Below are 10,479 nucleotides of genomic sequence, written 5' to 3'. Positions count from 1 at the left end.
ACGCCGTCTGGCCCTCCTGCGACATCTGGCCCACGGCGCCCCTGGAAAACCTGCGGACCATGGTGGAAACGGTGCAGAAATACGGCGCCGAAAAGTGGGCGCGCCGGCGGGTTTAGAAGCCCCGGTTTTGAGCATGGTGACCAATTATTAAGGATACCTGCTTGAACATACCGTTAACCCGGCGGCCGGCTGTAAGGAGTTTGGAGTATCAAGGATGGAGGTTGCTCCGGTGGTTTGGGTTCGCCCGGGCAGGTAAGTACAATTAGAAGATGAGTTTTGTGGTTGTGCCGGGAAAGGTCGGCGGGGAAGGGGGAACTTACCGTTTCCCCACCCCATTTTCACTGCTGGGCCGATGGTAAACAACCCGATGGGGTCAGGCTTTCAGGTAGCAAATGATTGGGTAGGGGGCTGATCCCCGGAACTGGTTCCCGTTGCCGGGGCATGGGCTAAAGGAGGAGGCCATGGAAAGGGCGTTGCAGCTTACCCTGTGTGCGCAGGAAGTTAAACAGTACTTGCTTTCCCTGGGGGCCACCCTGGTTGGTTTCGGGGACGTCAGCCAGGGGCTGGCCGGGGAACTGAGGCACATGCCGGTGGCCATTTCCCTGGCCATCCGTCACCCCATGTCCCTGGCCAACCTGATTCATACCACCCGGGGCCCCGTTTATTCCAACCGTTATGAGCAGGTGGACCTGCTGCTGGAACAGCTGCAAAAACGGGTGGTCAACCTTTTAAGGAGCCGGGGTTATAGAAGCCTGGCCATACCGCCCGACTCCCACCGGCAGGATACCAGGTTTGTGGCCCGCCTGTACCCCCTGTTTTCCCATAAGGTGGCGGCCACCTGCGCCGGCCTGGGCTGGATCGGCAAAAACGGCCTGCTGGTCAATGCAACCTACGGCCCCTGTTTGAGCTGGGCCACCGTGCTGACCAACGCCCCCCTGGAAGTATGCACCACCCCCTATGTTTCCGGACAATGCGGCCGGTGCCGGCGCTGTGTGGAGTCATGTCCCGCCGGTGCCATCGCCGACCGGGAATGGCGGCGGGAGGAAGGGCTGGTGCCCCATATCGATGCCGATGCCTGCCGCCGCCAGCTGGAGAAGAATCAGCAGCTGATGGGGGAAGACATCTGCGGTCTGTGCATCCTGGCCTGTCCCCGGGGAAGGGCCGGTTTGCAGGAGGCTGGCTACCTGCGATGGTTGAAAGGCCGGCAGAGCCGGCAGTGATCCTTCAATTCCGTCTTTCCGGCCAGGAGGGGGATGGGGGGTTACCTTTTTCCGTGCGCATCCAGATATAAACATATTTAAAATAAAGTGGGTATATAAGTATCGGCTGTCCCATAAAAATTTTTAATATTCGGTAAATAATCCGGGAAAGGATACGATCCGGCATGAAGATACGCATTGTGAGCGGTTTTCTGGGGGCCGGGAAGACCACCTGCATCTGCAACATGCTGGAGAGAAGGGAAGGTCTCACCGGCGTGCTGGTCAATGAGTTCGGCGATATAGGCATTGACGCCGAGCTGATCCAGCGGGGGGAAGCGGTGGACATGGTGGAGTTGCCCAGCGGCTGTATCTGCTGCACCCTGCGCAACGACCTGGTGCAGGCGGTGGAGGAAATAAAGGCCAGGGTGAACCCGGAGCGGTTGATTATTGAACCGTCCGGTCTGGCAGTGCCCTCGGGCATCCTGGAGGCTCTGGAACCGATCAAGGAAAAGCTGGGGCTGGAGATTGAAGCCATCATCGGCATAGTGGACGCCGACGGCTTCCTGCCCAATCTGGAGTCGGGCCTTTTCGGCGATTTTTACACCGATCAGCTGGCCAATTCCGATATTATCCTGGTGAACAAGGTGGACCTGGTACCGCCGGAAACGTTGCAACAGGTGGAGGAAAAAATCCGTGAGTACAACCAGTCGGCGGTCATCCTGCATACGGTGAACTGCCGGGCCGAGTTGCCGGAACTGGCCACCCATGACGGCATTGATTACCTGCATTTACATTTTGATCATGAGTTCGATTCCCTGGCCCTCACTCCGGAGGGCAGTTACCGCCGCGATGACATTGAACAAATTCTGCGGGACGCGGATGAAGGTAAATTTGGGCATATTTACCGGGCCAAGGGCATTTTTGAAACTGCGGAAGGTTACTATAACTTTGACCTGGTTCACGGTCAGGTCAATTTTAAAAAGCTCAAGGGTGGCAGTGGGAACAAGTTTATCTTTATTGGCAAGGACTTTGACAAAAAAACTGTGGAAGAGCGACTGGCACAGGCCAAAATTTAACCCTGGAAGGAGCGGAATAGCTGGCGTGGGTGCTGTGGCGGAATGGAAAATTGGTGACATGAGGCTCACAAAGGAGCCCTTTTACCTTCCGGTGGGGCGGGAAATCCAGTTGTTTGAAGCAGCGGCGGCCGGGCGCCTCCCGGTGATGCTCAAGGGGCCCACGGGTTGCGGCAAGACCCGGTTTCTGGAACATATGGCCTGCCGCCTGGGCCGTCCCCTGGTGACCGTGGCCTGTCACGAGGATTTGACTACCGCCGATCTGGTGGGCCGGTACCTGTTAAAGGGTGATGAAACCGTGTGGGTGGACGGGCCGCTGACCACCGCCGTAAAACGGGGTGCCATCTGCTACCTGGACGAGGTGGTGGAGGCGCGCAAGGATACCGTAGTGGTCATCCACCCCCTCACCGACGACCGGCGCATCCTTCCCCTGGAAAAGAAAGGGGAAATAATCAAGGCCCCCGACGAGTTTATGCTGGTGGTTTCTTATAATCCGGGTTACCAGACCATTTTGAAGGATCTGAAACAGAGCACCAAACAGCGGTTTGTGGCCCTGGAATTCGATTTTCCGCCGCCCGATTTTGAGGCAGAAATTGTGTGCCGGGAAGCGGGGGTGGATGCCGGGACGGCGGCCAAGCTGGTGGCAGTGGCGGGGAAGATGCGCGCGTTGAAAAACCGGGGCCTGGAGGAGGGGGTCAGCACCCGCCTGGTTATTTATGCGGCCATACTGGTTAAAAAAGGCGTTGACCTTAACCTGGCCATTCAAACGGCCATGATTAAACCGGTTACCGACGACCAGGTGATTCAAAAAAGCCTGGAGGAAATTGCCGCCACACTGCTGGCGGGGGAGTAGACCGGGGGGATGGGGTGATGATCCGGCTAAATGCCCCGGAAAGGGCATGGGATAACCTGAAAGAAGAACTGGCAGCGGTTCTGGAAGGTAAAAGGATGCCCGCCATTACCGAAGCCTGGCGGGCGACCGTGGCCCATCTGGAAGAAAATGGGGATGAACAATTTTACCGGCAATGGCTGGTAGGGACAAAGGAACTGGCCGGTGTTTCCTGGGAAGTGTTCTGGGAATGGCTGCGGGAAAGTGCGGGGATGAAGGAATATCTGTCCCCGAGGGCGGTGATTCCCTGGGCGCAATGTATCTCCCTGGTGGCCCGTAATGCTTCCCCTGAGGCCGTGGGGTTGATCCGTTCCGGCTCCCGTATTTTAAAGCAGGTACATGCGGACGGGCAGGGGCCTTTGCTGGAGGCCTGTATATCCATGGCCCTTATTAACTGGCCGGCGGCCCTGGCGCTTTTTGACAGCCTGCCCCTCCTGGTCCGGTGGCCCCCGGTGGACATGGACCGGTGGCTGACGGAAGGCATGGACCTGGCAGAGCGGGATGTGGAGACGGGTCGGGCCTATTTCGCGGCCGCGGCCATGTGGCAGCAGGTTTCCTTTGGGGATCTTTTTGTTCCCTGGCTGGCCGGTGGGCGGGAATTGTTTCAAATCAATCCCATTGTAGCCCGGGCCTATTTTAACAACAGTCCGGCGCTGACCGCCATGCCCGGTCAAAGGCTTTCCATATCCTTCCTGGCCCAATGGGCTAACCTGGCCGCATCCCTTGCAGCAAACGATATAGAAACTGCCGTGGCCTTCTTAATGAACAGCCCGGCGGTCCTGGGGGCGGGGGTGCCCCTGCCGGAATGGGCCGCCTGCGGGCATGAGCTTTTAAAAGACGATCCCCGGGCCGCCCGGTCCTTTTTTGAAAGCAGTCCCCGACTTTTGCAGGAAGCCACCTGGCCGGAGGTGCGGGCCTGGGTGGAACGGGCGGTGGGGGAAAGCAGGGGGAAAAACGGGAGGCTGGCCGAGTTCATGGCCCTGGCCACCCGGGAGAGCGTGGAACTGCTGGCGGGTTTACGCCAGGGGATATCGCTGGTGGAAGAGGAGCGCAGCCTCGCTACTTACGGGGCGGCCCTTTTTGAGGAGCCGGTTCTCATAAAGTCTGCAAGCCGTTTGCCGGGGGAACTTTTCCCCGGAGAACTGCTGCCGGCTACCACCGACGGCCGGCGGGTTTACCTGCCGGAGCTGACGCAGGTGTTTCCGGAGCGGGAGAAAAATAAGGCCCTGCTCAGAATGCTGCTGGTGCATGAAATGTCCCACCTGGCGGAAGGCACCTACCAGGTGACCATTGACCAGCTGGCGGAGGTGAGCCGGAAAACGGGCCTGCCCGGGGTTCCCCTGGATAATGTTACCTGCCTGGAAGAATGGTTGGATTTGTTCGGCGATTACCCCCTGATACGCGCAGTTTTTGAACTGGTGGAGGACGCCCGGGTGGATTTATTAACCGGCCGGAAATATCCGGGCCTGGCCCGGGAATACAAACGGTTTGATGAATTAAAGCCGGTGGCCTGCGTTCCCGGAAGCCGGGAGGCAGGGCTGGCCTCCCTGGCCCGCTTATCCCTGGGACGATCCGAACCGGTGGATCTATCCACCGGTCCGGCACAATTTTTTCAGCAGAAAATAATGTACAATGGTTCTCCCACCGTGCAGGACAGCCTGGAGGTGGCCGTAACCTGGTACCGGTTTCTGGCGGATAGACCCTCCGCCACCGGCGCTCCCTCCTACCCCCGGGCACTTTACCGGGGCCGGCTGCTGCCGGACCTGGCGGCCATAAACGCCGAGGTGGCGGTTGATTCCCTGCTGCTAAAGGGCCGCCGGAAGGCACAGAGTCTTCTGAAAGTAAGGCCCGGGCCGGCGGGAACGGTCACGGCCTACCGGACCCGCGCCTTCTATGATGCATTAAAGGACCTTTTACAGGGATTCTTCCGTGAGGAGCAGATAACCTACCGCCGGGTCTATTTTTACGATGAATGGGACGTGACTGCGGGTGGATACAAGCCCCACTGGTGCCGGGTGGGTGAAATCGTTCTGCAACCCAGCAGCCGGTGGCTGGTGGAACAAACGTTGAGTGAATATTACGGTTTGATCAGCACGTTGAAAAAATATTTTGCCCTTTTGCGCCCCGATCGCTTCCGGCGTTACCGCCGCCAGGAGGAGGGGGAGCAGGAGGACCTGGACGCCATTGTGGAGGCCCGGACCGAGCGCTCCATTGGGGCGCCGGCCGCCGGATTTTTCATCCGCCGGGACAAGCGCTTGCGGGATGTGGCCGTGGCCTTTTTGCTGGATCTGAGCGGTTCCACGGATCAGGTGATGAACAGCGGTAAAAGCATACTGGATATTGAAAGGGAAGCAGTAATCATTATGGCCGAAGCCCTGGAGGTTATCGGTGATCGCTACGCCCTGTACGGTTTTAACGGTGAAGGAAGGCATAAGGTGAACTTCTACATTATCAAGGAGTTTGATGAAGGGTACGGCATGCCGGTACAGCAGAGGTTCGGGGGACTGAAAAGTGAAGGGCTCACCCGCCTGGGGGCGGCCGTCCGGCATGCCGCCGGCAAACTGCAACGGGTGGAGGCGGTGGTCAAACTGCTGCTCATTTTAAGCGACGGCCGGCCCTATGATGTGGATTACTGTTCGGAGAAAGCCTGTACCGACCTGCGCTCCTGGTTAAATGCGGACGACACCCTTTACGCCCGGGAAGACTGCCGTATGGCCCTGCGGGAAGTGCGGATGAGAGGTATGACCTCCTTTTGCATTACCGTGGACCGGAAGGGGAAGGAATACCTGGAAGACATCTTTGGGCCCGGGGGGTACGTGGTCATCGATGATGTGACCATGCTGCCGGAAAAGTTACCGGTAATTTATAAGAAGTTAACTATTTAATCCGGGAGGGGTAGATATGGCCGAAAAACTGGAAGATTACCTGGCCTTAAGGACTTTGCCTTATCCCGGGGGGCGGTCGGGCGGCCTTTCTCTTCGGTTTACCCTGCCGGAATCCCGGACAGGCCCGTCCCAGTATGGAAGCCCCGGGCATCGATGTGCTGGCCACCGCCCGGGTAGCCGGGTTACCCTTTTTCCTGCAGGGAGAGGAGGTGGTTTATACCGGGCTGGTGCTGATTGAGTAAAGATAAATAAGGATTGATCAAGTCAGGCACAAAACAGGACACATCCCACAGGGTTTTATTGGGTAAAAGGTTTGTTGTTTTCCCGGCAGTTGTAGCGCCCTCGAAAAACAGGGGACTATTGTCTCCACGATAGTTATTTCAGGAGGTGTTTGGCGTGTTAAAATATCAGGGCGAACAGATGACTTCGATAGAAAGGGTAGTTGCCGCTTTAAACTACCAGAAACCGGACCGGGTGCCGGTGGCCCCCCTTTTATGCGGAGCGGCCCGCCGGGTGAACGGTGTCCCTTATCCCAAGTGGGCCACCGATGCCGAAGCCTGTGCGGAAGCCTTCATCCAGTCGGTGGATCTCTTTGATTATGACGCCATTGTAGGGCTGGTGGATCTGTCTGTGGAGGCGGCCGACTGGGGGCAGGCCATCAAGTACCCACCCCACAGCACTCCCTACACCGATACCAACAATCCCTTTATTAAAGATGTGGAGGATTATTACCGGCTGGAAAGAATCAATCCCCGGGAGACGCCAAGGATGAGAATGGTCCTGGAAATGTTGTCGCGGGTGGTAAAGGCCCGGGGTAAGGAAAAGGTGGTCTGCGGCTTTATTTATGGCCCTCTGGGGGTACTCTCCCAGTTGCGGGGTCACGAGCGTTTGTTTAAAGACTGTTTAAAAAATCCCGATGCGGTCAAGGCCGGCCTGGAAGTGGTTACGGAAGTGCTTTGCGAGTATACCCGGGCCATGATTGAAACCGGTGTGCACGGCATTGCAGTGGATACCCTTTATGCCAGTAAAACCATCATGAGTAAAAAAATGTGGGAACAAATGGAAGGACCCTATGCCAAGAAGGTTTGTGATATAATCAGGGATGCGGGAATTGTGCTGGGCCTGCACAACTGCGGAGGGGCCACCTATTTTGACGCCCAGATCAAGTGGCTGAACCCACAGCTCATTTCCCACGCCTACCCGGCGGACGATTGCCAGGACTGGTCCGAACATGCGGCCAAGTGGGGCAAGAAAGTGGTGACCATGGGCTACCTGGTGCCGGCGGAACTGGGTCTGATTATGACCCCGGAGCAGGTAATTGAAGAATGCCGCCGGGAGATTGAAACCTTCAAGGACTGCGATGGAGGGTTTATCCTGGCGCCGGGCTGTGAATTTCCGCCCAACGGTTCCCTTTTGAACATGGCGGCCATAATGCAGGCCGTGCGGACCTACGGGGTTTACCGCTAAGCTGGTGGTTGCCGGGTAAAGAACAGGTGAGGAGTTATTGTCAAACCGGAAATTGGCCGGGTACGGGGCCGTTCCCCGGGGGGCGCCCCGCGGCGTTCCGCAGTAATAATTCTAAGTGCGAGCGTATGGAGAATGAGGGCGCATGGCTTTGGCTATTAATCGTTCGAAAAAAATCTTTCGGGACGGGTTATCCGTCCTTTATTGCTCCCGCGGTCACCTTTTAAGAGGAAGCAGCCGAGTAGGGCTGATACGAAGTAGTTTTACAGCAGTACAATTTGGGGTGAGATGTGTTTATGGCCAGGGTAGAAATTTATGGCGGCATCTGTGGTTTCAACACCACCGTCCAGGTGGCCGGGGCCGGGGGGCGGAAGGTGAAAATAACGCTGGAAAGTGAGTGCCCCAACTGGCAAAAGGCGGCGGAATATTTGAGAGAATATTTAAAAGAGGTGGACGCATATAAGGAGGTTTTCGGCAAACTGCATGAAAGTGAAACTTACCGCCTGTACGCTCCCTTTATCCCTCACCCGGCCTGCCTGGTGCCGGCGGGTATTGTAAAGGCCATTGAAGTGGCGGCCGGGCTGGCGCTACCCAGGGACGGGGTGGTCAAAGTGATTAACGAATAGGAATGCCTTATAAAGCACCTTAGTTGCATGAATTAAAAATTGTTCTTTGAAAAAACAATGGTACAGACCGGTAATAACATTCCGGGGACAAAAGACGGCTGTAATGTTAGATAGGGTGAAATGACGGCCGTTGACTCCCCCTGGGGTCAGCACGTATAAGACTGCCCGGATCCGGCCTGGCCGGTTGTCATGCCCTCTGGTTTATTTTATAATTAGTATTAAATTTATATGGCTGAAACCTTTGCCGGGAGAGGGGTAGAAAAATGGCCAAAGCCAGGGTAATGGCCGGTGCCTGTGGCTTTACCAGTGTGGTGAAAGTGACCAAGATAGGCAAAATGAAGGTGCGGGTGCAGATTATCAGCGCCTGCCAGGATCTGCGCAGCTTAAACGATGACCTGGCGGAAGTGGACTGCAGCCGTAACGTTTTTGGTAAAATGATTGAATCGGTCATTTACCAGAAGGCCAGCCAGAGGCTGAAACACCCCGACTGCCCGGTGCCCTGTGCCATTATCAAAACCATCCAGGTGGAGCTGGGCGGCGCCATTCCCAGGGATGTGGTGATAAAGATAGATACTGTTGACTAATGTTAAATATTCAGGCGCAAGGCACCCCGTCTTCCCGGTCGGCGGAATTGCAGAGAGGGCAAGGGCACATATGGGTTCCGGTTTTTCCAAAACTGTCCCGTGGTGGCGGGACATTTTTTGTTTCTCTTTGTGGCAGGTTTGCCTGTTCCTTTTGAGCATACTTCCGGTAATCGTCCCGGGTAAAAATATTTCCGGGAAATATCTTGCCTGCCGGTTCACTTTCCCGGCCATACGGCATATAATGGGAGAAAGGTTTTTACCGGCAACCTGGAACATTATTAAGGTATGCTGACAACTTAATAAATCAAATCGACATAACTTTTTCCTTTTTGAGGCAGGAAAAAAGACCGGCCATCCCGAATTACATGGGTCAGACTCCCGTTGCTAGATGCAATTAATGGCAGAGGAGGGATGTAATGGAATGGCAGGCTGTGCATCGTTTTAAAGATAAGCTGTCCGGTACCATCCATCCCCGTAAATTTCATCTCCTTTTGCTTTGCCTGTGCCTGTTCCTGGTGGTGGGCGGCCTGGTTCTGGCCGGCTATGCCTGGGCGAGCAAAAAAGTTACCCTGATGGTGGACGGGCAGGAAATGGTTGTGGAAACCCGTGCCCGCACGGTGGGGGAATTCCTGCAGGCACAACAGATTCAGCTGGGTCCCCGGGACCGGGTGGAGCCGGAGCCGGCAACCCCTGTTACGGAAGGAATGCAGGTGGTGGTCAGGCGGGCCGTGCCGGTGAAGGTTACCGCCGATGGTCAAACCCTGGAACTGGTTACCGCCGCATCCACAGTCAGGGAAGTGCTGCAGGAGGCCGGAATCGCTCCGGGCGGGAAGGATATGGTGCAACCCGCTCCGGATGAGCAGGTACAGCCCGGCATGACCGTGAAGGTGATAAGGGTCAAGGAAGAAATTCAGGAAATTGAGGTACCCATTCCTTACCATACCCGCCGGGAAAGCGACCCCGAATTAACCCGGGGAATGGACAGGGTGGTGCAGGCCGGCAGCGAGGGCAGGGAAAAGCAGCGATGGGTACTGGTCTACCATGACGGGCAGGAAGTAAAACGTTATATGGAAGACAGGCAGGTGATTACACCCCCGGTGGACCGGGTCATCCGGGTGGGCACACTGCAGGAGGTTTCCCGGGGTGGGCGGAACATCCGCTTCAGCCGGGCTCTGGACATGATCGCCACCGCTTACAGTTACGGCACCGGCAGTCACACGGCCACCGGTTCACGGGTGGGTTTCGGGGTGGCAGCCGTGGATCCCCGGGTAATTCCCCTGGGCACACGCCTTTACGTGGACGGTTATGGTTATGCCACGGCCCTGGATGTGGGTTCGGCTATCAAGGGCAACCGCATAGACCTTTTTCTGGAAAGCGAAGCCCAGGCCAGAAGGTGGGGCGTGCGCCGGGTAAAGGTTTACGTGCTGGAGTAGGGCAGGAACTTGGTTTGCACGGGTCTCTATATGACGGGCGGAACATTGGGTTTCCGGCCTGTTTTTTTATTGTGGAATAGATGACTGCTTTAAAGGTTCCGGTTAAAAAGGGCATAATAATTTTAAAGGATTCCTCGCTCCCCTGTCGAATAACACCAGTTAAAAAGGGAATTTATGGAGGTTTGCAGCAGCTACCAACAGGCCGACAAATATTGATAAAACATAACAAAGCAGTTGCAATATACTATGGAACTCTTAACCATCAGCAAAGCGGCAAAAAATCAGGCAGGGGTTTCGGGAAGTGATTGCGGGAGTGTTGCAGGATG

Annotated in this window: 9 protein-coding genes; all 9 read left to right on the top strand. The window is 56.3% G+C overall.

Annotated features, from left to right (window positions below; all coding sequences use genetic code 11):
- Window positions 1-461: 461 nt before the first annotated feature.
- Window positions 462-1,220: a 4Fe-4S double cluster binding domain-containing protein gene (locus tag GFC01_RS16980; RefSeq protein ID WP_152948341.1), complete on the top strand. Its 759-nt coding sequence runs from the start codon at window positions 462-464 to the stop codon at window positions 1,218-1,220.
- Window positions 1,221-1,384: 164 nt separating this feature from the next.
- Window positions 1,385-2,275, top strand: a complete 891-nt coding sequence (locus GFC01_RS16975) for a CobW family GTP-binding protein (RefSeq protein WP_152948340.1) — start codon at window positions 1,385-1,387, stop codon at window positions 2,273-2,275.
- Between the two features lie 34 nt (window positions 2,276-2,309).
- Window positions 2,310-3,125 (top strand): CbbQ/NirQ/NorQ/GpvN family protein, encoded by an 816-nt coding sequence (locus GFC01_RS16970; RefSeq protein WP_341474072.1) that lies wholly within the window; start codon window positions 2,310-2,312, stop codon window positions 3,123-3,125.
- A gap of 17 nt (window positions 3,126-3,142) precedes the next feature.
- Window positions 3,143-6,046 (top strand): nitric oxide reductase activation protein NorD, encoded by a 2,904-nt coding sequence (locus GFC01_RS16965; protein WP_152948339.1) that lies wholly within the window; start codon window positions 3,143-3,145, stop codon window positions 6,044-6,046.
- A gap of 62 nt (window positions 6,047-6,108) precedes the next feature.
- The gene (locus GFC01_RS16960) at window positions 6,109-6,288 is read left to right on the top strand and encodes a DUF2284 domain-containing protein (RefSeq protein WP_341474073.1); all 180 of its coding nucleotides are present in this window, start codon (window positions 6,109-6,111) and stop codon (window positions 6,286-6,288) included.
- 154 nt (window positions 6,289-6,442) lie between these two features.
- A complete protein-coding gene (locus GFC01_RS16955) occupies window positions 6,443-7,513 on the top strand; it encodes a uroporphyrinogen decarboxylase family protein (RefSeq protein WP_152948337.1) in 1,071 nt (356 codons plus the stop codon).
- 293 nt (window positions 7,514-7,806) lie between these two features.
- On the top strand, window positions 7,807-8,136 hold the full coding sequence (locus GFC01_RS16950; RefSeq protein WP_152948336.1) for a DUF6951 family protein: 330 nt from the start codon (window positions 7,807-7,809) through the stop codon (window positions 8,134-8,136).
- Window positions 8,137-8,399: 263 nt separating this feature from the next.
- On the top strand, window positions 8,400-8,720 hold the full coding sequence (locus tag GFC01_RS16945) for a DUF6951 family protein (protein WP_152948335.1): 321 nt from the start codon (window positions 8,400-8,402) through the stop codon (window positions 8,718-8,720).
- A 416-nt stretch (window positions 8,721-9,136) separates the two neighbouring features.
- Window positions 9,137-10,153 (top strand): ubiquitin-like domain-containing protein, encoded by a 1,017-nt coding sequence (locus tag GFC01_RS16940; RefSeq protein ID WP_152948334.1) that lies wholly within the window; start codon window positions 9,137-9,139, stop codon window positions 10,151-10,153.
- Window positions 10,154-10,479 lie beyond the last annotated feature (326 nt).

It is taken from the genome of Desulfofundulus thermobenzoicus (genome assembly GCF_009428905.1).
Classification (GTDB): Bacteria; Bacillota; Desulfotomaculia; order Desulfotomaculales; family Desulfovirgulaceae; genus Desulfofundulus_A; species Desulfofundulus_A thermobenzoicus.
The sequence above is the reverse complement of the archived record's forward strand: the minus strand, read 5'-3'. Positions and strand labels throughout refer to the sequence as shown.

What these genes read in the sequence shown, in the direction of transcription:
- GFC01_RS16980 (WP_152948341.1), top strand. Translation starts at nt 462, where the DNA reads ATGGAAAGGGCGTTGCAGCTTACCCTGTGTGCGCAGGAAGTTAAACAG.
- GFC01_RS16975 (WP_152948340.1), top strand. Translation starts at nt 1,385, where the DNA reads ATGAAGATACGCATTGTGAGCGGTTTTCTGGGGGCCGGGAAGACCACC.
- GFC01_RS16965 (WP_152948339.1), top strand. Translation starts at nt 3,143, where the DNA reads ATGATCCGGCTAAATGCCCCGGAAAGGGCATGGGATAACCTGAAAGAA.
- GFC01_RS16950 (WP_152948336.1), top strand. Translation starts at nt 7,807, where the DNA reads ATGGCCAGGGTAGAAATTTATGGCGGCATCTGTGGTTTCAACACCACC.
- GFC01_RS16945 (WP_152948335.1), top strand. Translation starts at nt 8,400, where the DNA reads ATGGCCAAAGCCAGGGTAATGGCCGGTGCCTGTGGCTTTACCAGTGTG.
- GFC01_RS16940 (WP_152948334.1), top strand. Translation starts at nt 9,137, where the DNA reads ATGGAATGGCAGGCTGTGCATCGTTTTAAAGATAAGCTGTCCGGTACC.